Consider the following 22309-nt stretch of genomic DNA (forward strand, 5'->3'; position numbering starts at 1 on the left):
CCGTCATGGTTGCCCGCCGTTGCGGCGGGGGTGAAGAGGCGAAGCCTCTCCACCCCGGGCAAGGGTCCCCCACGCTCACCCCGGTGCCGACCGCCGGAACATCTCGGCGCCCAGCACGCCCAACCCCGCGGCCAGCCAAAGACCGCCCACCACCTGGGCGGTCACCGCAGCCCGCGCGATCACCACGATCACCACCGCCAGCCCCAGCAGCGGCACCACCACATGCCGCGCCGAACGCGACCGCTTCCGTACCGCGAACCACCCCAGCACCGACAGGTGCAGCAGCCCGAACGCCACCAGTGCCCCGACGTCCACCACGGACACCAGCCGGTCCAGCCCGTCGTCCCGCCGTGCCGCCCACACCGCGGCGCACAGCGTCACCGCCGCCGCCCCCAGCACGGCCGGCCGCGGCACCCCGGACCCCCGGTCCACCTTCGCCAGAAGGACCGGCAGGCGCCGGTCCCGCGCCATGGCGAACAGCAGCCGCGCGGCCGCCGCCTGTCCGGCCAGCGCGGCGAACGCCGCACCGACCGCCTTGCTGAAGGCCACCAGATCGTGCAGCCACGGGCCCGTCGCCGCTTCGACGGTGTCGTAGAACGCCGCCCCCTGACCGGCCGGCTTCGCCGCCAGCTCCTCCGGCGTCATCGGCGCGAGCAACGCGGCCAGGTACGTCTGCAGGACGAACAGCACCCCCGCCACCGCCAGGCACGTCAGCACCGCCCGCGCGACCTTCTCGCTCCCCCCGGCCGACTCCTCCGCGAACGCGGCGATCGCGTCGAAGCCCAGATACGACAGCACCGCCACCGACACGGCGGCCAGCACCGCGTCCCAGGAGAACCCGCCCACGCCGCCGAACGGGGACAGCCAGTCGCGCCGGGGCCCGTGCTCCACGAGCGCCATGCACGCCGCGGCCACGAAGACCAGCAGCACCGCGATCTCCATGGCCAGCACCAGGAAGCCGACCCGGGCGGCGGCCCGTACGCCCCACAGGTTCAGCGCGGTCGTCACGACCACCGCGACCGCCGTCCACACCCACTGCGGGACGGAGGGGACGAGCGCGTGCAGCGCGATCCCCGAGAACAGGTAGGCCACCGCCGGGATCAGCAGATAGTCCAGCAACGCCATCCATCCGGCGACGAACCCCGCGCCCTCGCCGAGCCCCACGCGCGCGTACGCGTAGACAGACCCCGCCTGCGGGGCGACCCGCACCATCTGCGCGTAGGAGAAGGCCGTGAACCCCATCGCGACCGTCGCCACGACGTAGACCAGCGCGACCGCCCCGTGCGACTTCGCGTCGAGCGTGCCGAAGATGCCGACGGGCGCCATGGGGGCGATGAACAGCAGCCCGTAGACGACGAGGTCCCGGAAGCCGAGCGCACGGCGCAGCCCGTCGCCGGAGGTGCCGGAATCTGGCGATGCGGACGATGCGGACATGCGGTCATCGTCCCCCAGCCGCGCCCCGCGCGCTGTCGGTGCCGCCCCGTACGATGGACGCCATGACCACTCCCACTGCCCGCAAGGTCCTGCTCGCCGCCCCTCGTGGCTACTGCGCGGGCGTGGACCGTGCCGTGATCGCCGTCGAGAAGGCGCTGGAGCAGTACGGCGCGCCCGTCTACGTGCGCCACGAGATCGTTCACAACAAGTACGTCGTGAAGACGCTGGAGAAGAAGGGCGCGATCTTCGTCGAGGAGACGGCGGAGGTGCCCGAGGGCAACATCGTCATCTTCTCGGCGCACGGTGTCGCCCCCGTGGTCCACGAGGAGGCCGCGCGCGGCAGGCTGGCGACGATCGACGCCACGTGCCCGCTGGTCACCAAGGTCCACAAGGAGGCCGTCCGGTTCGCCAAGGAGGACTACGACATCCTCCTCATCGGTCACGAGGGCCACGAGGAGGTCATCGGCACCTCCGGCGAGGCGCCCGACCACATCACCCTGGTCGACGGCCCGGAGGACGTGGCGAACGTCGAGGTCCGCGACCCGGACAAGGTCGTCTGGCTGTCCCAGACCACGCTGTCCGTCGACGAGACGATGGAGACGGTCGACGCCCTCAAGGGCCGCTTCCCCAACCTCCTCTCCCCGCCCAGCGACGACATCTGCTACGCCACGCAGAACCGTCAGACCGCGGTCAAGCAGATGGGCGCCGACGCCGACCTGGTGATCGTCGTCGGCTCGAAGAACTCCTCCAACTCCGTCCGCCTCGTCGAGGTCGCCCTCGGCGCCGGCGCGCGCGACGCGCACCTGGTCGACTACGCCGAGGAGATCGACGAGGCCTGGCTGGAGGGCGTGAGCACGGTCGGCGTGACCTCGGGCGCCTCGGTGCCGGAGATCCTCGTCCAGGGCGTCCTGGAGTGGCTCGCCCGGCGCGGCTTCGAGGACGTCGAGGTGATCACCGCGGCCGAGGAGTCCATCACGTTCTCCCTCCCCAAGGAGCTCCGTCGCGACCTGCGCGCGGAAGCCGAGCAAAAGGTGCAGCCGTCCGAGGGGTGACGGCGGTCCCCGGCCCGTAGCGTGGTCGGCATGAACGTATTCGGCGTGGACATCGGCGGATCGGGCATCAAGGGCGCGCCGGTCGATCTGGCGCGCGGCGAGCCGGCGGCGGAGCGCTTCAAGGTGCTCACGCCGCACCCGGCCACCCCGGAGGCGGTCGCGGACGGAGTCGCCGAGGTGCTGCGGCACTTCGGCGGGGCCACGGGCCCCGTCGGCGCGACCTTCCCGGGCGTCGTCGTCGACGGCACGACCCGGACGGCGGCCAACGTGGACAAGCGCTGGATCGGCACGGACGCGGCCGGCCTGCTCGGCGAGCGGCTCGGCGCCCCGGTCACCGTGCTCAACGACGCGGACGCGGCCGGCCTGGCCGAGATGTCCTTCGGCGCCGGACGCGGCCGCAAGGGCACCGTCGTCGTGCTCACCTTCGGCACCGGCATCGGCAGCGCCGTCTTCACCGGCGGCCGGCTGGTCCCCAACACCGAGCTGGGCCACCTGGAGCTCAAGGGCCACGACGCGGAGACCCGCGCCTCCTCCCGTGCCAAGGAGGACGGCGGCCTGACCTGGGCCCGCTGGGCCCGCCGGGTGCAGAAGTACCTCGCCCACGTGGAGATGCTCTTCTCGCCCGAGCTCTTCGTCATCGGCGGCGGTGTCAGCCGCAAGGCCGACAGGTTCCTGCCGCTGATCGACGGGATCAGCGCCGAGATCGTTCCTGCTGCCCTGGAGAACAACGCGGGGATCGTGGGGGCCGCGATGGCCGCTTCCGCTGCTGGAGCCGTTCCCGCCGCCGCAGCCTGATCAGTGCGACCCGCCGGTACAGCCCGATGAGCGCGGCGAGCAGGGTGCCCGCGTAGAGCCAGCCGGCCTGCAGCGACAGCACGGTGACCAGGCCCATGATCCGGGCGCCGAGGCCGCCGCCGCTGCTGTTGCTGATCGGCAGTGCGCCGACCGCGAAGGCGATCGGCGCGCTCACCGGCGCCGTCAGCACCTCGGCCGGGCGCACCCACAGGGCGCAGCCCGTGCAGGCCAGCAGGAAGCACACGCCGTAGACGGCGGGCGAGCCGTCCAGCGCCATGGCGTCGAGCTTGCCGGCGGCCAGCATCACCAGCGCGGCGAGCAGCCCGCTGCCGAGGCCCGTCAGGCGGGCCGGGGGCAGCTGCTCCAGGCGGCGCGGCCGTAGCGGGCGGGTGCGGCCCGGCAGCCGCCGGGCCCGGAAGACCGAGCTGCTCTCGCCCGCCCCCACGGGGACGGCGGGCCGCGGCACCGGTGTGTCGCGGCGGACCTTGCGCTGGGGGGTACGCGTGCTGGGTTGCTCCACGCGACCAAAGTAGGTCGGCGGACCGCGGGAACCCGGGATGGGACACGCCTTTTGACCCCCCTTGGCCGTGCGTTCGGCCGATCACCCGGACGGGGCCGGTGCGTGACACGGACCCGTAGACTGGGGGACCGGCCCGTCCGGGCCGCGGACCCTTTACACCATTCCCGTACCGGCGCCCCGCCACGGGAATCTCGCTACGGGAAGTTACGGGAAGTCGTCACGTGTCGCTCACGATCGGAATCGTCGGTCTGCCCAATGTCGGCAAGTCGACCCTGTTCAACGCCCTGACCAAGAACGACGTGCTGGCGGCCAACTACCCGTTCGCCACCATCGAGCCCAACGTCGGCGTCGTCGGCGTCCCGGACGCCCGGCTCACCAAGCTGGCGGAGATCTTCGGCTCGCAGAAGATCCTCCCCGCCACGGTCGACTTCGTCGACATCGCCGGCATCGTCCGCGGCGCCTCCGAGGGCGAGGGCCTGGGCAACAAGTTCCTGGCCAACATCCGTGAGTCCGACGCGATCTGCCAGGTCATCCGCGCCTTCAAGGACGAGAACGTCGTCCACGTCGACGGCAAGGTCTCTCCCAAGGACGACATCGAGACCATCAACACCGAGCTGATCCTCGCCGACCTGCAGACCATCGAGAAGGTCCTGCCGCGTCTGGTGAAGGAGTCGCGGATCAAGAAGGACGTGGCCGCGAAGGTCAAGGCCGTCGAGGAGGCCAAGGCGATCCTGGAGGAGGGGACCACCCTGTTCTCCGCCGGCATCGTCCAGGGCACCGAGAAGGCCGAGGTCCTGCACGACCTGCACCTGCTGACGGTCAAGCCCTTCCTGTACGTCTTCAACGTCGACGAGGACGAGCTGGCCGACGACGCCTTCAAGGACGAGCAGCGGGCCCTGGTGGCCCCCGCCGAGGCCATCTTCCTCAACGCCAAGCTGGAGGCCGACCTGGCCGAGCTGGACGACGAGGAGAGCCTCGAACTGCTCCAGTCCGTGGGCCAGGAGGAGCCCGGCCTGGCCACTCTGGCCCGCGTCGGCTTCGAGACCCTGGGCCTGCAGACCTACCTGACGGCCGGCCCCAAGGAATCCCGCGCCTGGACGATCAAGAAGGGCGCCACGGCCCCCGAGGCGGCCGGTGTCATCCACACCGACTTCCAGAAGGGCTTCATCAAGGCCGAGGTCATCTCCTTCGCCGACCTGGTCGAAACCGGCTCCGTCACCGAGGCCCGCGCGGCCGGCAAGGCGCGCATGGAGGGCAAGGAGTACGTGATGGCGGACGGGGACGTGGTGGAGTTCCGTTTCAACGTCTGACGGCCGCACAACGCCGCCAAGGGCCGGACCTTCGGGTCCGGCCCTTTCGCGTTCCCGGCCCCCTGACTCCCCGTAACCACGCCCCACTCGCATCGATGCAGAAGTGCTCCCGGTGCGTGCTCCCCGCATGTGCCGCCGTTCCTCAACTACGCACCGCCGACCTGCAATTCACCACATCCGGTGATTCATTGGCCTAGAGTTGCGCTCCGCAACCGACGGTTGCCAAGCTGTTGCGCACTGTCAACCCCTTGGGAGTGGACGTGGCATTCGGTGACCAGCCCGCATACCTCCGTGTGGCCGGCGATCTGCGCCAGAAGATCGTGGCAGGCGAGTTGCCGCCGCACACCCGGCTCCCGTCCCAGGCGAGGATCCGGGAGCAGTACGGCGTCTCGGACACGGTGGCCCTGGAGGCCCGCAAGGTCCTGATGGCCGAGGGCCTGGTCGAGGGGCGTTCCGGGTCGGGGACGTATGTGCGCGAGCAGCCCGTGCCGCGGGCCGTGGTGCGCACGGGGTACCGCGCGCTCGGCGACTCGACGCCGTTCCGTCAGGAACAGGCCGACGAGCGGGTCGGCGGCACCTGGGAGTCGCGCAGCGAGCAGGGCATGGCGGACGCGGCCATCGCGCGGCGGCTGCGGATCACTCCGGGGGACCGCGTGATGCGCACGCACTATCTGTTCCGGTCCGCGGGCGAGCCCATGATGCTCTCCACCTCCTGGGAGCCCCTGACGGTCACGGGCCGTACGCCCGTGATGCTGCCCGAGGAGGGGCCGCTGGCGGGGCGCGGAGTGGTCGAGCGGATGGCCGCCATCGACCTGGTCGTGGACAACGTCACCGAGGAGGTGGGCGCCCGGCCGGGGCTCGCGGAGGAGACGCTGGCGCTCGGCGGGGTGCCCGGCCACTGCGTGCTGGTGGTCTCGCGGACGTACTTCGCGGGCGGCTGTCCGGTCGAGACGGCGGACGTGGTGATGCTCGCCGAGCGGTACCGGGTCGCCTACCACCTGCCGGTGAAGTAGGCGTGACGTGCACATGAACTGACTTTGGAGTCAGGTTCCAGGACTCCGGTTACCCCTTGTCATGGTCCGTACCAGCGGGTAGGAACAGCCCCTTCTGTCCTGGTTCGCCCCGGTGTGGAAGTGCCCCTTCCGGTGTTGCAAAACTCACAGACGCCCAGGTCGGAGCCATTTTGCGGAACCAACTCGGCGAAATCGCTCGTACGATGGCGCGGTTTGTGTCCTGCCGTGGGGGAGTAAGAAAGAAAAGGAGATCCGGGGCGTTGAGTACCGAAGCGGGTTCGCACTCCAATTACCGCCGGACGCTCGGTCCGGTGGCCCTGACGGCCGTCGGCCTCGGGTCGATCATCGGTTCCGGCTGGCTCTTCGGCGCCCAGCGCGCCGCGGCCATCGCCGGTCCTGCGGCGATCCTCGCCTGGGTCATCGGAGCGGCCGTCGCACTGACCATTGCGCTCACCTACAGTGAGCTGGGCGCGATGTTCCCGAAGGCCGGCGGCATGGTCCGCTACGGCCAGCTCTCGCACGGCTCGCTCGCCGGCTACCTGGCGGCCTGGGCCAACTGGATCGCGATCGTCTCCGTCATCCCCGGCGAGGCGACCGCCTCCGTGCAGTACATGAGCTCCTGGAAGTGGGACTGGGCCAAGGCCCTCTACGACGGCAAGGAGCTGACCGGCAGCGGTGTCGCGCTGGCCTCCGTGCTGCTGCTCTTCTACTTCTTCCTCAACTGGTTCGCGATCACCCTGTTCGCGAAGACCAACAACGCGATCACGGTCTTCAAGGTCGTCGTCCCCGCGCTCACCGCGGGCGCGCTGATGCTGTCGCACTTCGACACGCACAACATCGAGTCGGCCGGCGGCTTCACGCCGAACGGCTGGAGCTCGGTCTTCACCGCGGTCGCGCTCTCCGGCATCGTCTGGGCGTTCAACGGCTTCCAGTCCCCGCTGAACATGGCCGGCGAGGCCCGCAACCCGGGCAAGTCGCTGCCGAAGGCCGTCATCGGCTCGATCCTCATCGCGCTGGTCATCTACATCGCGCTGCAGGTCGCCTTCCTGATGGCCGTCCCGTCCTCCGACCTGGCCCAGCACGGCTGGTCCGGGCTCGGCAAGATGTACAAGTCGCCGCTGGCCGACCTGGCCATCGCCTGGGGCCTGAACTGGCTCGCCATCGTGCTGTACGCGGACGCCTTCATCTCCCCGTCCGGCACCGGCATGATCTACGCCGCCACCACCTCCCGGATGGTCCAGGGCGTCCAGGAGAACGGCCACCTGCCCGGCATCTTCGGCAAGGTCGACAAGAAGACCGGCGTCCCGCGCCCGGCCCTGCTGCTCAACCTGGGTGTCGCCTTCGTCTTCCTGGCCGTCTTCCGCGGCTGGGGCTCGCTCGCCGAGATCGTCTCGGTCGCGACCGTCATCTCGTACATCACCGGCCCCGTCGCCGTGATGTCGCTGCGCCGCATCGCCCCGGAGATCAAGCGTCCGGTCATGCTGCGCGCGATGCCCGTCATCGCGCCCGTCGCCATGACCTTCGGCTCCCTGGTCCTCTACTGGGCCCGCTGGCCGCTCACCGGCAAGGTCATCCTGATCATGGCCGTCGGCCTGCCGATCTGGGCCTGGTACGAGCTGCGCAAGCCGTGGGCCGAGCTCAAGCCGCACCTGCAGGCCGGCGTCTGGATGGTCGCCTACCTGCTCGTGATGGCCGCGGTCTCCTGGGCCGGCGGCACCGAGTTCGGCGGCAAGGGCTACCTCGCGCCCGGCTGGGACATCGCGGTCGTCGTCGTGATCGCCCTCGCCTTCTACATGTGGGGCGTGCGCAGCGCGTGGCGCAACCCCACCCTTGTGGAGACCGAGCAGGAGATGCTCGCCGCCGAACAGGCCGAGGCGGCCGCCGAGCCGGAGACCGAGAAGGTCAAGTAAGCACGCGTGCGGCCACCCTCGGTGGCCAAATGCGTACCTCTTCGTGAAAACCCGTATCCGCTGCGTAAAGGTCGGGCGTACGCTCGGGCATATGCGGACTGCGGTTTCTTCGGGAGGCGCCGAAGGGCGTGCGCCGGTGCGCGCAGCTTCGGCGGGAGGGCAGGGGCGATGACTGACACCGGACCGGTCCTGCCCTGGCTGGTGATCCGCCAGGACGAGAACGGCAACCGCTACCGCGTCGGGCGCTATGCGACCCGGACGGAGGCCGAGCGCGTTGCCGACCGGCTGGACGCCCACGGCAACCGGCAGCTCTACATCGTGGAGCGGGTGGGCAGGGCGGTTTCCTAGCCCCGCACGGACCATTTCCCCGTGCCCCTTCGGGGGCGCGGGGAAATTTCGTAGGAGCGCCTAGACTTTCCCGCCATGGCTACGGTGCGTGTGGTGGTGGGCGGAGCGGTCTTCGACCGGGGGCGGCTGCTGGCCGCGCGGCGCAGTGCCCCGCCCGAGCTGGCCGGCCGGTGGGAGCTGCCCGGCGGGAAGCTGGAGCCCGGCGAGACGCCCCAGGAGGCGCTCGTGCGGGAGTTGCGCGAGGAACTGGGCATCGAGGCCGAGCCGCTGGAGCGCATCGCCGGGGAGTGGCCGCTGAAGCCCGGATACGTCCTCCAGGTGTGGACGGCCCGGGTGCTGTCGGGCGAGGCCCGCCCGCTCGAGGACCACGACGAACTACGCTGGCTCGCCCCCGGCCGGGTCGACGAGGTCGACTGGCTGGACCAGGACCGCCCCGCGGTGGCCGCCGCCGCACGGCTGCTGGAGAAGCTGCCCCGGTGAAGCGGCGCAGGGTCCCCCCTGCACAGGGTCTCCACTACGCCGAACGTGGCATGCTCCGCGGACAGACGCCGCAGAACACGATAGGCCGCCCCCCATACCGGGTATGTGCTGATTATTATCCCCAAAGCCGGTCATACCGGCGGGGCCGCAGCGGTCTGGGATGTGGTCGGCGTGAGCGACAGCGCAGGGACCCTGGCATCGACGCCCGGATTCGCCGAGTGGACCTTTCCCGCCGAGGCCGGCGCCGTGCGCACGGCACGCACCCTCGTCCGCGACACCCTGCGGGAATGGGGCCTCGACGCGGTCACGGACGTGACGGTCCTGCTGGTCAGCGAGCTGGTCACCAACTCCCTGCGGTACGCCAGCGGCCCCATCGGCGTCCGGATGTACTCGCACGCCGGCCCCACCCTGCTCGTCGAGGTCTCCGACCCCGTGCCCGACCCGCCCCGCGAGCGCCCCGCGGGCGCCGACGACGAGGGCGGCCGCGGACTCCAGCTCGTCGCCCTGGCCTCACGGCGCTGGGGCACCCGGCCCGCGACCACCGGCAAAACGGTGTGGTTCGAGCTGAGCTTGCCGACTTCCTGACACGGGGAGAAGACATAGCGGGTTGAGACCGTGCTGTGATCGTGAAGTCCGTGTTCCGAGGGCCCGCCGTGCTGGATACTCGGGCTTCTGATGCCGGTGCGAGCACATGAGCCGGAGGGGACGGGCACGTGAGCGAAAAGCCAGCGGGTACTGCAGGGGGCGGTCCGGAGGGTACGGGCGCCACGGCGATGTGGCAGAACAGTCCGCCCGGTTCCCTCTACGACCACATCCGTGTGGCGGCGTTCTCGCTGGGCCCCGACGGGCGGATCGAGCAGTGGAGCGAGCGGGCCGCCGAACTGTTCGGCATAACGGCCCGGCAGGCCGTCGGCAGGGATCCGCTGGACGTGCTCGCCCCCGCACCGACCGCGCGCCGCAGGCCGCTGACCGACACCCCGTTCCTGGGCGAGGGCGGCCTCGACGGACGGGCCTGGACCGGCCTCGTGCCCTATCAGCGCGGCGACGACAGCCGGCAGCAGGGCCTGGCCGAGATCTATGTGATGCCCGGCGAGAACCGGCGCGGCGAACGCTCGGCGCTCTGTGTGGCCGTCGACGTCAGGGCGCTGCGCGGAATAGAGACCGACATTGCCGCTTCGGAAGCCGTTTTCGGCCAATCTCCGCTCGGCTTCTTCTTCGTCGGCACGGACCTGACCCTGCTGCGCGTCAACGAGAGTTTCGCCCAGGCTTTCGGCCGCCCCGCCGACTGGCACCGCGGCCGCACCCCGCACGACTTCCTGCCCCGCATCGAGGCCGAGCGGCTGACGGCCGCGCTGCGCCAGGTCCTCGACACCGGAAAGCCGGTGGCGGACCTTCAGCTCGTCGGGCCCGTGCCCGGCCGGCACGAGCGGCGCCGCTGGTCGGTGTCGCTGTACCGGCTGCACAGCGGCAGCGGGCGGCCGATCGGGGTGGCCGCGATCGCCACCGACGTCACCGGGCGGCGCCGGGCCGAGCGCGAGGCCGCGGGGGTGCGCCGCAACCTCGCGCTGCTCAACGAGGCGGGCGCGCGCATCGGCAACTCGCTCGACCTGGAGACCACCGCCCGCGAGCTGCTGGACGTCGCCGTCCCGCAGTTCTGCGACCTCGCCTCCGTCGACCTCTACCAGGGCCTGCTCGTCGGCGACGAGGCGCCGCCCGGACTCGCCGACGGCAGCGGGGAGTTGCGGCGCGTCGCCTACTCCAGCGCGGTCTCCGGGGTGCCGGTCGACGCGGACCACAAGTCCGTCCAGGTCGGCGAGGTGCACCGGTACCCGTTCCACTCGCCCTGCGCCCAGGCGCTGCGCACCGCCCATGTGCAGAACGTCCCCTGCCGCGAGGGCGACGAGGGCGGCGGCCCGGAGCTGGGCGCCGTCGTGCAGTCCACGCTGGCCGTGCCGATGGTCGCCCGGGACACCGTGGTGGGGCTGGCCCAGTTCTCCCGCACGAAGGGCAGCGAGCCGTTCGGCGAGCGCGACACCGCGCTCGCCGTCGAGCTGGCGGCCCGCGCGGCCGTCTGCATCGACAACGCCCGGCTCTACCGGCGCGAGCACGAGCGGGCGCTGATCCTCCAGCGCAGCCTGCTGCCCCCGGGCGACCCCGAGGCCGCGGGCCTCGACATCGCCTGCCGCTACCTGCCCGGCAACGCGGCCACGGAGATCGGCGGTGATTGGTTCGACGTCATCGAACTGCCCGGGCACCGCACCGCCCTGGTCGTCGGCGACGTCATGGGACGCGGTCTGCGGGCGGCCGTCGCCATGGGCGAACTGCGCACCGCCGTCCGCACGTTGGCCATGCTCGACCTGGAGCCCGCCGAGGTGCTCTCCGCGCTCGACGAGATCGCCCACGGCCTCGGCCGGCCCGGCGGCAAGCAGTCCGCCCCGCGCGGGGTGCGCGGCAGCATCCGGCCCTCCGACCTCTCCGAGGTCTACCTGGCCACCTGCGTCTACGCCGTCTACGACCCGGTCACCCGGCGCTGCACGGTGGCCAACGCCGGGCATCTGCCGCCCGTCCTGGTCGAGGAGGGCGAGCCCGCGATGCTGCTGGACGTGCCGCCGGGCATGCCGCTGGGCGTCGGGGGCGAGCCCTTCGAGGAGACGGTCGTCGAGCTCCCCGAGGGCGCGCTGCTCGCCCTCTACACCGACGGCCTGGTCGAGTCCCGGGACCATCCGCTGGACGAGGGCCTGGAGGCGTTCCGCGAGGCCCTGCACGATCCGGGGCGGCCGCTGGAGGATGTCTGCGACCATGTGCTGGGCGCCCTCGACACCCACCATGGCGAGGACGACATCGCCCTGCTCATGGCCAAGGTGCGCGGCCTGCCGCCGGACCGGGTCGGGGACTGGACGCTGGCCCCCGAGCCCCGCTCGGTCGCCCGCGCCCGTGAGCTGGCCCGCGACCAGCTGACGGCCTGGGAGCTGGACGACCTCGTCGACACCACCGAGCTCCTCGTCAGCGAGCTCGTCACCAACGCGCTGCGGTACGGCGAGGGCGAGATCCGGCTGCGGCTGCTGCTGGACCGGACGCTGGTGTGCGAGGTGTGGGACGGGGGGCTGGTGCAGCCGAGGCGCCGTCGGGCGCGCGATACCGACGAGGGCGGGCGGGGGCTTCAGCTCGTCGGGCTGTTGAGTGCGGCGTGGGGGAGTCGGCGGATTCCCCGGGGGAAGACGGTGTGGTTCGAAATGGCGTTGCCGGATGGGGATTCGGTGCCGCCGGATGCGGTTGAGGCGTTGCTCAGCCTGTATTGAGGGTGCGGGCGCGATGTCATGCCCCCAACCGCCCCCTCGTCGAGCCGCCTCCGAAAGTCGGTGGCAGGAGGCCCGCGAGGATGATGCCGCCCAGGAGGGCCGCGCCCACGCCGTGGGTGGGGGTGTTGTAGCCGGCCACGTCGCGTTCGGCCAGGGTGCGGGCCTCGTGGGCCAGGGCCGTGGCGCGGGCGGCCTCGGCGGGGTCGCCGCGGGCCGGGGCCAGGCGGCGTTCCGCCTCGGCCAGCAGGGTGCGGGCCCGGCAGCCGACCGCGCCCCGGTGCGTGGCGATGAAGTCCCGTGCCGCGGCGGTCTCGCTGCGGGCGGCCGTCAGGGGGTCGAGGGTGCGGATCACATGGCGGGGGTCCTGCGCGTCGTCCGCCATGGTGCGGAGCGCGGCGTGCAACCGGGCCGTGGCGCCCGTGAGTTCGCGGACGTGCCGGAGTGCGGCGGTGACCAGGGTGCGGGCCTGGGCGAGGGCGGCCTCGGCGGCGCGGAGGGAGACGACGGCCTGTTCCGCGTCCCCGCCGGCCAGGGCGGCCCGGGCCTCGGTGAGCGCGGCGCCGGCGAAGGCGAGGCGGGCGCGGGCCTCGGCCGGGTGGCGGGCGACGGGGGCGAGGGCGGCCTCGGGGCAGTGCGCGGCGACGGCCGCCAGCGCCGCCTCGGCGGTGCGCAGGCGCGGGGTCAGGGCGCGGGCCGCCGCCTCGGCCCGTACGAGCAGTGCGGCTGCGTTGGCCCGTATGCCGCGGAGCCGGTCGAAGGCGGTGGACTCCGCGTCCAGGCGGCGGTTGGCGCTGGTGCAGCGGGAGCAGATGCCGTCCAGGGCGTGCCGCCGGACGTCCTCGTCCTCGTACGGCGCGTCGTCCAGCTGCTGCCGGAGCCGGAAGGCGTCGGCCAGTTCGCTGCGGGCCCAGTCCACGGCCTCGGCGAAGGGGCGGGTCGCCGCGGGGCCCAACTGGGTGGTGGCGAAGTGGAGTTCCTCGGCGCTGGTGCGGACCGCGTCGTCGGTGTCGACGAGGTTGCGGCAGGCCTCCACGTCCAGGTCGGCGAGCGGGGTCAGCGGCTGGGCCATCCGGGCGAGCCCGGCCGGGGTGGCCGTGGCGACCAGTGGGTACGCGGCCTCCTCCGGGTACCCGACTGCGCGGCGGCGCCGGGCGGCGTAGCGCGAGGCGAGGTAGAGCCCGCCCAGGCAGAGCCCGCCGCCCGCGGCCACCGGGACCCAGACCCGGCGGTCGCCGGGCAGCAGCCCGTCCCCGCCCGGGTCGCTGCTGCCGGGCTTGATGAGCGGGGTGCGGACCGGCTCGCCGCGCAGCACGGCGCGGTAGCCGTCGGCGGCGCCGATGGCGGCGCCGGCCCAGTCGTGCTCCTTGAGGGCGGGGGAGATGGCCAGGGCGGCCACGGTGGAGAGCTGGTCCTGGCGGAAGCCGGAGTCCTCGGCGGCGGAGACGGCGTACTGGCGGCCGGAGGTGGAGATGGCGAGCAGGACGTCGTGGGGGCCGAGGCCGTTGCGGTCGGCGGTGGCGTCGGCCCAGTCGTGGGCGGCCCGGCCGGAGAAGTCGTGGACGTAGGTGACGTACAGCTGGATGTGCTGGGTGGCGTGCAGCCGGTCCAGGGCGGCCTCGACCTGGCCGCGGCGGTGCCCGAGGGCGCCGACCGTGTCGGTGATGCGGCCGCCGGAGTCCAGGTCGAGAGGGGTGTCGGCGCGGGCGGACGCGGCGGGGAACAGGAGGATGCACAACGCGGAGAGGGCGGCGGCGACCAGGGCCATGCCGGGGCGCGCCGCGGGTCGTTCGCACCGCGTCGAGGGCCGCGTCACATTTTGGAGCGTATGACCGGAATCGCCGGGCCGCTACTCCTGGCAGCTGTCCGGTTGCTGTGCGTGGTGGTGTGCGCCCTCTGCCCCGGCTACCTGCTGCGTCGTCCGATCCGGTTGCCGAGCCAGACGAGCGGGTCGTAGCTGCGGTCCACCACCCTCTCCTTGAGCGGGATCAGTGCGTTGTCCGTGATGCGGATGTGCTCGGGGCACACCTCCGTGCAGCACTTGGTGATGTTGCAGTAGCCGAGCCCGTGCTCCTCGCGCGCCCCGCGCTTCCGGTCGGTGCCGGTCTCCTCCGCCGCGTCCAGCGGGTGCATGTCCAGCTCGGCGATCCGCATCAGGAAGCGCGGCCCCGCGAACACCTGCTTGTTCTCCTCGTGGTCGCGGACCACGTGGCAGGTGTTCTGGCACAGGAAGCACTCGATGCACTTGCGGAACTCCTGCACCCGGTTGACGTCCTCCTGCATCATCCGGTACTCGCCCGCCTTCACCCCGGGCGGCGGCACGAAGGACGGGACCTCGCGGGCCTTCGTGTAGTTGTACGAGACGTCCGTGACCAGGTCGCGCAGCACCGGGAAGGCGCGCATCGGGGTCACGGTGATCGTCTCCGCGGGGTCGAAGACGGACATCCGCGTCATGCACATCAGCCGCGGGCGCCCGTTGATCTCCGCACTGCACGAACCGCACTTGCCCGCCTTGCAGTTCCAGCGGACGGCCAGGTCGGGGGCGGTGGTGGCCTGGATGCGGTGGACGATGTCGAGGACGACCTCCCCCTCGTGCACATCCACCTCGTAGTCGACGAGGCCGCCGCCCTCGGCGTCACCCCGCCACACCTTGAAGCGGCCCTGGTAGGTCATGAGGTGAGCTCCTCGTCCGTCAGGTACTTGACCAGCTCTTCCTTCTCGAACAGCGCCAGCAGGTCCGGCCGCATCGGCGGCATGTCCTGCCGTTCCAGCCGGATCCGCCCCAGCGCCGGATCCGCCGCGGCGGCGCCCCCGGCAGTGTTCTCGACGAGTCGGCAGACCAGATTGATCCGCCGCCACTCCCGGTCCATCTGCGGGTGGTCGTCGCGCGTGTGACCGCCGCGGCTCTCGGTGCGCTCCAGCGCAGCCCGCGCCACGCACTCGCTGACCAGCAGCATGTTGCGCAGGTCGAGGGCCAGGTGCCAGCCGGGGTTGAACTGCCGGTGCCCCTCCACCCCGGCCCGCCGGGCGCGGGCCCGCAGGCCGTCCAGGCGGCGCAGTGCCTCCGTCATCTCCGGCTCCCGGCGGATGATCCCCACCAGGTCGTTCATCGACTGCTGCAGTTCCTGGTGGACGGCGTACGGGTTCTCCGGGCCCTGCGCGGGATCCTGCTCCGCGCCCTCCGCGCCCTCCGCGCCGAACGGGCGCAGCGCCTCCGCCTCCGCCAGCTCCACGTCCGCGTCCGAGACCGCGGGCCGGTCACCGGCGCCGAACGAGGCCGCGTACTCCGCCGCGTAGAGCCCGGCCCTGCGGCCGAACACCAGCAGATCCGAAAGGGAGTTGCCGCCGAGGCGGTTGGAGCCGTGCAGGCCGCCGGCGACCTCGCCCGCCGCGAAGAGACCGGGCACCCCGACCGCCTCCGCCGTGTCGGGCGCGACCTCGACGCCGCCCATCACGTAGTGGCAGGTGGGGCCGACCTCCATGGGCTCGGCCGTGATGTCCACGTCCGCCAGCTCCTTGAACTGGTGGTGCATGGACGGGAGTTTGCGTTTGATCGCCTCGGCCGGCATCCGGGTGGAGACGTCCAGGAAGACCCCGCCGTGCGGGGTGCCGCGCCCGGCCTTGACCTCGGCGTTGATGGCGCGGGCCACCTCGTCGCGGGGGAGCAGCTCGGGCGGGCGGCGGTTGTGGTCGGGGTCCTCGTACCAGCGGTCGGCCTCGGCCTCGGTGTCGGCGTACTTCTCCCGGAAGACGTCCGGGATGTAGTCGAACATGAACCGCTTGCCGTCGCTGTTGCGCAGCACCCCGCCGTCGCCGCGCACGGACTCGGTGACCAGGATGCCCTTGACGGAGGGCGGCCAGACCATGCCCGTCGGGTGGAACTGCACGAACTCCATGTTGACCAGCCGCGCCCCGGCGAGCAGCGCCAGGGCGTGCCCGTCGCCGGTGTACTCCCAGGAGTTGGAGGTCACCTTGAAGGACTTGCCGATGCCGCCGGTGGCCAGCACCACGGAGGGGGCCTCGATGGCGAAGAACCGGCCGGACTCGCGCTCGTAGCCGAAGACGCCGGAGACCCGGTCCCCGTCCTTCAGGACCCGGGTGACCGTGCACTCCTGGAAGACCTTCAGGCGGGCCTCGTAGTCGCCCGTCTCCTTGTGGTCCTCCTGCTGCAGGGAGACGATCTTCTGCTGGAGGGTGCGGATGAGCTCCAGGCCCGTGCGGTCGCCGACGTGGGCCAGCCGCGGGTACTCGTGCCCGCCGAAGTTGCGCTGGGAGATCATCCCGCGGTCGGTGCGGTCGAAGACGGCGCCCCAGGTCTCCAGCTCCCACACCCGGTCGGGCGCCTCCTGGGCATGCAGCTCGGCCATGCGCCAGTTGTTGAGGAACTTGCCGCCCCGCAGGGTGTCCCGGAAGTGGACCTTCCAGTTGTCCTTGGAGTTGACGTTGCCCATGCAGGCCGCGATGCCGCCCTCGGCCATCACCGTGTGGGCCTTGCCGAACAGCGACTTGCAGATCACCGCGACCCGCAGCCCCCGCTCCCGCGCCTCCACGGCGGCCCGCAGCCCGGCGCCGCCGGCGCCCACCACGACCACGTCCCAGGACTGCCGCCCCACCTGTGTCATCGAAAACTGTCCCCTTGTTCTGGAAACCCCGGAAATCCCGGAAACCCTGGAAGCCCTAGAAGAACCGCGGATCGTCGAAGGCGCCGCTCGCGATCAGGTACACGTAGAAGTCCGCCACGGCCACGCTGATCAGGGACGCCCAGGCGAGCTGCATATGACGGGCGTTGAGCCGGCTGACCCAGCCCCACAGCCGGTAGCGCACCGGGTGCCGCGAGAAGTTCCGCAGCCGCCCGCCGACGATGTGCCGGCAGGAGTGGCAGGAGAGCGTGTACGCCCAGATCAGCGCGATGTTGGCGAGCAGGACGAGGGTGCCGAGGCCCATGTGGCCCCACTCGCCGTCCGCGTTCCTGAAGCCCAGCGCGGTGTCGTAGGTGAGGATCCCCGCGACGATCACCGCGAAGTAGAAGAAGTAGCGGTGGATGTTCTGCAGGATCAGCGGGAAGCGCGTCTCCCCGGTGTAGCGCGCGTGCGGCTCGGGCACCGCGCAGGCCGCGGGCGCGGCCCAGAAGCCGCGGTAGTAGGCCTTGCGGTAGTAGTAGCAGGTGAGCCGGAAGCCCAGCGGGAAGATCAGGACCAGCAGCGCGGGCGACAGCCCCCACCAGGCCCCGACCACCCCCCAGTCCGCGCCGCCCTTCATGGGCACGCAGTTCTCCGCGAGACAGGGCGAGTAGAACGGCGAGACATAGGGCGCCGCGTAGTAGTGGTCGCCCGCGAACGCGCGCCACGTCGAGTACACGACGAACGCCAGCAGCCCGGCGGCCGTCGCGGCGGGCGCCAGCCACCAGCGGTCGCGCCGCAGATGGCGCTCGGGGATCGCGGCGCGCGAGGAGTGGTGGACGCCGCCGGCGGCAACGGCTCGGGGTTCGGTACCAGTGGCCAAGACGGACTCCGGGAGGAGTGGGCGGACGGTTCGGTGTCGGTGCCCGGCCCGGCTACGGGGCGCGCCGGTCGCGCGCGCCCAGGCCCTCGTCGTCGGCGTCCCGCCACAGCGAGGCGTCGTAGGGGGCCTCCGGGATCGGCACCGGCACGATGGCGGGGCGCGGGCTCTCGGCGGGCTGGGCCCCGCGCAGCAGGGCGACGCTCTCGCGCAGATGGTCGGCGTCCGTGCGCACCCGGCGCACGTCCAGCGGCTCGCGTCCCAGCTGCTGCTCCAGCCGGCCCAGTGCGCGGTTCAGCTCGTCCAGGCTGCGCTGGACCGAGGTCAGGTCGTCTTTGACGGACATGATGTGCCCTCACTTCCGCGTCGGCGGTTGCGGGTGGCGGCGCAGATGCGACAGAGAGTGTCGCGCGTCACACCCCTTCAGGGGAAGATAGCCGTCCCGATCGCGCCTTCGCGGGAGCGCATTCCCTGTGCGCGTCAGGGTGAAGCGCGGTGCGCGTCAGGGTGACGGAGGCGCTGCGGAAACGTTCGTCCAGGCGGGTGTTGTGCGGGCCGGCGGCGACGTGTCGGCGGGTCTTCGCCGGGACCGTCGCCTTCAGTGGGCGGCGAGCAGCGGCCGTATGTGCCGGCTGCGAACGTTCTCGGCCCGCCCCGCGGAGGTTAGCGCCCATGTCCGTCCGCACCCGGTCGTCCCGTGCCCGCCGCTGCGCCGCGCTGCTCGCGGCGGGCGTGCTGCTCCCGCTGCCCCTCCTGGCCGGCTGCTCCTCCGGCGGGCCCGACGCCTCCGACGGGGCCGCGGCCGCCCGGGACATCGCCGTCGCCGCGCGCGCCAAGGTCGCCGACAAGGGCACTCTGACCTGGGCCGTCGATGCCCTGCCCACGACCTTCAACACCTTCCAGGCGGACGCCGACGCCAGCACGCAGCGCGTCGCCGGAGCCGTGCTCCCCGCCCTGTTCACCCTCGACGCGCACGGCCGCCCGCAGCGCAACCCCGACTTCCTGCGGTCCGCCGAGGTCGTCCGGCGCGAGCCCCGCCAGGTGGTGCTCTACAAGCTCAACCCGTCCGCCGTGTGGAGCGACGGCAGCGCCGTCACCGCGGCCGACTTCGAGGCCCAGGCCAAGGCGCTGCGCGGCAAGGACAGCGCGTACTGGACGGCCCGCAACGCCGGGTACGACCGGATCGAGCGCGTCGAGCGCGGGGCCGACGCCCACGAGGTCAAGGTCACCTTCGCGAAGAGCTATGCCGACTGGCCCTCCCTCTTCACCCCGCTCTACCCGAAGTCCGTCATGGGCACCCCGACCGGGTTCAACGACTCCGCCCGCAAGGAGCTGGCGCTCGCCGCCGGGCCGTTCAAGGTCGGCAGCCGCGACGAGGACCAGGGCACCCTCACCCTCGAACGGAACCCCAAGTGGTGGGGCGACCGGGCCAAGCTGGACCGGCTCGTGCTGCGCGCCGTGCCGCGCGAGCAGCGGGCCGAGGCGCTGGCGAGCGGCAAGGCGGATCTCGCCGAGATCACCCCCGACATCGCCACGCGCATCGCGAAGGCGAACATGCCGCCGAAGAAGGACAAGGCGGGGAAGCCGGTCAAGCCGTCCGACCCGCAGCTGCACGGGCTCGTCGTGCGCAAGTCCCTGGAGCCCGCCTACACCCAGCTCGCCCTCAACGGCGCCTCCGGGCCGCTCGCCGACGAGCGCGTGCGGCGCGCCGTCGCCCGGGCCATCGACCGCCGGGCCATCGCCGAGTCCGTCCTGCGTCCGCTCGGGCTGCCCGCCGAGCCGCTCGGCAGCCATGTGCTCGTCGCCGGGCAGGAGGGCTACCAGGACAACAGCGACGCCATCGGCGGCATGGATCCGCGGGCGGCCATGTCCCTGCTCGCCGACGCGGGCTGGAAGGAGGGGCAGACGGCCCGGAAGAAGCCGGCCGAGGCCGCGGAGGACAGCTCCAGGGAAGTGCGGGACGACCGGAACCACGGCTCCTCCTCCGGCAAGGGCGCGGCGGCGCCCGTCCGGCTCAAGGACGGCAAGAAGCTCGCCCTCCGCTTCGTCCTGCCGAAGGGGTCGGGGACGGAGTCCCTGAGGGCCGTCGGCGACCGGATCGCCCGCCAGCTGGAGGCGGTCGGCATCCGCACGGAGATCACCAGGGTCGAGGACGCGGGCTACTTCAAGGACCACATCGCCTCCGGCGACTTCGACCTCGCGCTCTACTCCTGGCCCGCGAGCGCCTACCCGGCGACCGACGCACGCCCGATCTTCGCCAAGCCGCAGCCGGCCACGGACGGCTCGCTGACCGTCGAGCAGAACTACACGCGGGTCGGCACCGACCAGATCGACCGGCTCTTCGACCAGGCGGCCGGAGAGCTGGACGAGGACGCCTCGCGGGACCTGGTCACCCGGGCCGACGCGCGGATCTGGGCGGCGGCCGGGTCGATCCCGCTCTACCAGCGGCCGGAACTGGTGGGAGCGCGCGCCACTGTCGTGAACGCCGGGGCCTTCGGGCTCGCCACGCCGCGGTACCAGGACATGGGGTTCCGCCGCCAATAGCCCTCCCACCAGGGATAACCCCAGGTCAGAGCCCCTGGAAAGCCAAAACGGCAGCGGCCCCGTACCATGGAGTGAGGCCGTGGCGTTGATCTGCCCGGCGGGCGCGCGTACCGGACCGTACGCGCCGCCATCCACGATTCCGGGAGAAGCGCCGCAAGTATGCCCACGCGCCACGACATTCGTAACGTCGCCATCGTCGCCCACGTCGACCACGGCAAGACGACCATCGTCGACGCCATGCTCAAGCAGGCCGGCGCCTTCGCCGCCCACCAGCTCGACTCCGTCGACGACCGCGTCATGGACTCGAACGACCTGGAGCGTGAGAAGGGCATCACGATCCTCGCCAAGAACACGGCGGTGAAGTATCACCCCAAGGACGGCGGGGACCCGATCACGATCAACATCATCGACACCCCCGGCCACGCCGACTTCGGCGGCGAGGTCGAGCGCGGTCTGTCGATGGTGGACGCGGTCGTGCTGCTCGTCGACGCCTCCGAGGGCCCGCTGCCGCAGACCCGCTTCGTCCTCCGCAAGGCGCTCCAGCAGCGGAAGCCGGTCATCCTCTGCATCAACAAGACGGACCGTCCGGACTCCCGCATCGACGAGGTCGTCAACGAGACGTACGACCTCTTCCTGGACCTGGACGCCGACGAGGACCAGATCGAGTTCCCGATCGTCTACGCCTGCGGCCGTGACGGCATCGCCTCGCTGACCAAGCCGGAGGACGGCACCGTCCCGGCCGACAGCACCAGCCTGGAGCCGTTCTTCTCCACCATCCTGGAGCACGTCCCGGCCCCGGCGTACGAGGAGGACGCGCCGCTCCAGGCGCACGTCACCAACCTCGACGCCGACAACTTCCTCGGCCGCATCGCGCTGCTCCGCGTCGAGCAGGGCGAACTGCGCAAGGGCCAGACGGTCGCGTGGATCAAGCGCGACGGTTCGGTCTCCAACGTCCGCATCACCGAGCTGATGATGACCGAGGCCCTCACCCGCAAGCCCGCCGAGGTGGCCGGCCCCGGTGACATCTGCGCCGTCGCCGGTATCCCCGACATCATGATCGGCGAGACCCTGGCCGACCCGGAGAACCCGGTCGCGCTGCCCCTGATCACGGTCGACGAGCCGGCGATCTCCATGACCATCGGCACCAACACCTCGCCGCTGGTCGGCCGTGGCGGCACCGGCAAGGGTGCGGACGCCAAGGCCGCGGTCAAGGACCGCAAGGTCACCGCCCGCCAGGTCAAGGACCGTCTGGACCGCGAGCTGATCGGCAACGTCTCGCTCCGCGTGCTGGACACCGACCGCCCCGACGCCTGGGAGGTCCAGGGCCGTGGTGAGCTCGCGCTCGCCATCCTGGTCGAGCAGATGCGCCGCGAGGGCTTCGAGATGACCATCGGCAAGCCGCAGGTCGTCACCAAGCAGGTGGACGGCAAGACCTACGAGCCCGTCGAGCGCATCACCATCGACGTGCCCGAGGAGCACATGGGCGCCGTCACCCAGCTCATGGGCACCCGCAAGGGCCGCATGGACAACATGTCCAACCACGGCTCCGGCTGGGTCCGCATGGAGTTCGTCGTCCCGTCCCGCGGTCTGATCGGCTTCCGCACGGAGTTCCTGACGAACACCCGCGGCACCGGCATCGCCCACTCCATCCACGAGGGCCACGAGCCGTGGTTCGGCGAGCTGAAGACCCGTAACAACGGCTCCCTGGTCGCCGACCGCGCCGGTGCCGTCACCGCCTTCGCGATGACGAACCTCCAGGAGCGCGGCGTGCTCTTCACCGACCCGGGCACCGAGGTGTACGAGGGCATGATCGTCGGCGAGAACTCGCGCTCCGACGACATGGACGTCAACATCACCAAGGAGAAGAAGCTCACCAACATGCGCTCCTCCTCGGCCGATTCGTTCGAGGCGATCGTGCCGCCGCGCAAGCTGTCGCTGGAGCAGTCCCTGGAGTTCTGCCGCGACGACGAGTGCGTCGAGGTGACCCCGGAGGCGGTCCGCATCCGCAAGGTCGTCCTGGACCAGAAGGAGCGCGGCCGCACCGCGTCGCGCGCCAAGCACGGCTGATACCCGGCCCGTTGAACGACGGCCCGTCTCCCGCTGCCACA

The 22309-nt window shown here is 71.8% G+C and carries 18 protein-coding genes; 11 read left to right on the top strand and 7 right to left on the bottom strand.

Annotation, left to right across the window (positions count from 1 at the left end; all coding sequences use genetic code 11):
• Positions 1-75: 75 nt before the first annotated feature.
• A complete protein-coding gene (locus HG542_RS10635) occupies positions 76-1434 on the bottom strand; it encodes an APC family permease (protein ID WP_171080000.1) in 1359 nt (452 codons plus the stop codon).
• Between the two features lie 62 nt (positions 1435-1496).
• Here HG542_RS10635 and HG542_RS10640 point away from each other — a divergent pair, with 62 nt between their 5' ends.
• Both HG542_RS10640 and ppgK read left to right on the top strand, forming a co-directional pair.
• On the top strand, positions 1497-2486 hold the full coding sequence (locus HG542_RS10640) for a 4-hydroxy-3-methylbut-2-enyl diphosphate reductase (RefSeq protein ID WP_171080002.1): 990 nt from the start codon (positions 1497-1499) through the stop codon (positions 2484-2486).
• Between the two features lie 30 nt (positions 2487-2516).
• Positions 2517-3281 carry a polyphosphate--glucose phosphotransferase gene (gene ppgK, locus HG542_RS10645; RefSeq protein ID WP_171080004.1) on the top strand — a complete coding sequence of 255 codons (765 nt, stop codon included), beginning with the start codon at positions 2517-2519 and terminating at the stop codon, positions 3279-3281.
• Here ppgK and HG542_RS10650 read toward each other — a convergent pair.
• Positions 3178-3801 carry a DUF6542 domain-containing protein gene (locus tag HG542_RS10650; protein WP_227726483.1) on the bottom strand — a complete coding sequence of 208 codons (624 nt, stop codon included), beginning with the start codon at positions 3799-3801 and terminating at the stop codon, positions 3178-3180. The genes ppgK and HG542_RS10650 overlap by 104 nt on opposite strands.
• A 221-nt stretch (positions 3802-4022) precedes the next feature.
• On the opposite strand from HG542_RS10650, the gene ychF reads away from it, so the two are divergent.
• The 7 genes from ychF (at position 4023) to HG542_RS10685 (ending at position 12161) form a co-directional block, all read left to right on the top strand.
• Positions 4023-5111 (top strand): redox-regulated ATPase YchF, encoded by a 1089-nt coding sequence (ychF, locus tag HG542_RS10655; RefSeq protein WP_171080005.1) that lies wholly within the window; start codon positions 4023-4025, stop codon positions 5109-5111.
• Between the two features lie 260 nt (positions 5112-5371).
• Positions 5372-6124, top strand: a complete 753-nt coding sequence (locus HG542_RS10660; RefSeq protein WP_171080007.1) for a GntR family transcriptional regulator — start codon at positions 5372-5374, stop codon at positions 6122-6124.
• A 260-nt stretch (positions 6125-6384) separates the two neighbouring features.
• On the top strand, positions 6385-8034 hold the full coding sequence (locus HG542_RS10665; RefSeq protein WP_227726635.1) for an APC family permease: 1650 nt from the start codon (positions 6385-6387) through the stop codon (positions 8032-8034).
• A 168-nt stretch (positions 8035-8202) separates the two neighbouring features.
• Complete coding sequence (locus HG542_RS10670; protein WP_171080009.1) at positions 8203-8382, top strand: SPOR domain-containing protein; 180 nt, start codon at positions 8203-8205, stop codon at positions 8380-8382.
• 75 nt (positions 8383-8457) lie between these two features.
• Positions 8458-8862, top strand: a complete 405-nt coding sequence (locus tag HG542_RS10675) for a (deoxy)nucleoside triphosphate pyrophosphohydrolase (protein ID WP_171080010.1) — start codon at positions 8458-8460, stop codon at positions 8860-8862.
• A 162-nt stretch (positions 8863-9024) separates the two neighbouring features.
• Positions 9025-9447: an ATP-binding protein gene (locus HG542_RS10680; RefSeq protein WP_171080048.1), complete on the top strand. Its 423-nt coding sequence runs from the start codon at positions 9025-9027 to the stop codon at positions 9445-9447.
• Positions 9448-9635: 188 nt separating this feature from the next.
• Entirely contained in the window at positions 9636-12161 is a 2526-nt protein-coding gene (locus HG542_RS10685) for a SpoIIE family protein phosphatase (protein WP_171080049.1), read from the top strand.
• A gap of 16 nt (positions 12162-12177) precedes the next feature.
• Here HG542_RS10685 and HG542_RS10690 read toward each other — a convergent pair whose 3' ends face one another.
• From HG542_RS10690 to HG542_RS10710, 5 genes are all read right to left on the bottom strand, one after another.
• Positions 12178-13974: a TPM domain-containing protein gene (locus tag HG542_RS10690; RefSeq protein ID WP_308438042.1), complete on the bottom strand. Its 1797-nt coding sequence runs from the start codon at positions 13972-13974 to the stop codon at positions 12178-12180.
• Between the two features lie 89 nt (positions 13975-14063).
• The gene (locus HG542_RS10695) at positions 14064-14831 is read right to left on the bottom strand and encodes a succinate dehydrogenase/fumarate reductase iron-sulfur subunit (protein WP_171080011.1); all 768 of its coding nucleotides are present in this window, start codon (positions 14829-14831) and stop codon (positions 14064-14066) included.
• Entirely contained in the window at positions 14828-16780 is a 1953-nt protein-coding gene (locus HG542_RS10700) for a fumarate reductase/succinate dehydrogenase flavoprotein subunit (protein WP_171080012.1), read from the bottom strand. Before HG542_RS10700 ends, HG542_RS10695 begins: the two co-directional genes overlap by 4 nt.
• A 55-nt stretch (positions 16781-16835) precedes the next feature.
• Positions 16836-17660: a succinate dehydrogenase subunit SdhC gene (gene sdhC, locus HG542_RS10705; RefSeq protein ID WP_171080014.1), complete on the bottom strand. Its 825-nt coding sequence runs from the start codon at positions 17658-17660 to the stop codon at positions 16836-16838.
• A gap of 52 nt (positions 17661-17712) precedes the next feature.
• Positions 17713-18003 (bottom strand): Rv0250c family protein, encoded by a 291-nt coding sequence (locus tag HG542_RS10710; RefSeq protein ID WP_171080016.1) that lies wholly within the window; start codon positions 18001-18003, stop codon positions 17713-17715.
• 326 nt (positions 18004-18329) lie between these two features.
• Here HG542_RS10710 and HG542_RS10715 point away from each other — a divergent pair, with 326 nt between their 5' ends.
• The gene (locus HG542_RS10715) at positions 18330-20201 is read left to right on the top strand and encodes an ABC transporter family substrate-binding protein (protein ID WP_171080018.1); all 1872 of its coding nucleotides are present in this window, start codon (positions 18330-18332) and stop codon (positions 20199-20201) included.
• 159 nt (positions 20202-20360) lie between these two features.
• Complete coding sequence (typA, locus tag HG542_RS10720) at positions 20361-22268, top strand: translational GTPase TypA (RefSeq protein ID WP_171080020.1); 1908 nt, start codon at positions 20361-20363, stop codon at positions 22266-22268.
• Positions 22269-22309 lie beyond the last annotated feature (41 nt).

The organism is Streptomyces morookaense (assembly GCF_013030945.1).
Classification (GTDB): Bacteria; Actinomycetota; Actinomycetes; order Streptomycetales; family Streptomycetaceae; genus Streptomyces; species Streptomyces morookaensis.

Excerpts from the sequence above, each read along its gene's own strand:
- HG542_RS10635 (WP_171080000.1), bottom strand. The coding sequence starts at position 1,434 with ATGTCCGCATCGTCCGCATCGCCAGATTCCGGCACCTCCGGCGACGGG.
- HG542_RS10640 (WP_171080002.1), top strand. The coding sequence starts at position 1,497 with ATGACCACTCCCACTGCCCGCAAGGTCCTGCTCGCCGCCCCTCGTGGC.
- ppgK (WP_171080004.1), top strand. The coding sequence starts at position 2,517 with ATGAACGTATTCGGCGTGGACATCGGCGGATCGGGCATCAAGGGCGCG.
- HG542_RS10670 (WP_171080009.1), top strand. The coding sequence starts at position 8,203 with ATGACTGACACCGGACCGGTCCTGCCCTGGCTGGTGATCCGCCAGGAC.
- HG542_RS10675 (WP_171080010.1), top strand. The coding sequence starts at position 8,458 with ATGGCTACGGTGCGTGTGGTGGTGGGCGGAGCGGTCTTCGACCGGGGG.
- HG542_RS10685 (WP_171080049.1), top strand. The coding sequence starts at position 9,636 with ATGTGGCAGAACAGTCCGCCCGGTTCCCTCTACGACCACATCCGTGTG.
- HG542_RS10695 (WP_171080011.1), bottom strand. The coding sequence starts at position 14,831 with ATGACCTACCAGGGCCGCTTCAAGGTGTGGCGGGGTGACGCCGAGGGC.
- HG542_RS10700 (WP_171080012.1), bottom strand. The coding sequence starts at position 16,780 with ATGACACAGGTGGGGCGGCAGTCCTGGGACGTGGTCGTGGTGGGCGCC.
- HG542_RS10710 (WP_171080016.1), bottom strand. The coding sequence starts at position 18,003 with ATGTCCGTCAAAGACGACCTGACCTCGGTCCAGCGCAGCCTGGACGAG.
- HG542_RS10715 (WP_171080018.1), top strand. The coding sequence starts at position 18,330 with ATGTCCGTCCGCACCCGGTCGTCCCGTGCCCGCCGCTGCGCCGCGCTG.
- typA (WP_171080020.1), top strand. The coding sequence starts at position 20,361 with ATGCCCACGCGCCACGACATTCGTAACGTCGCCATCGTCGCCCACGTC.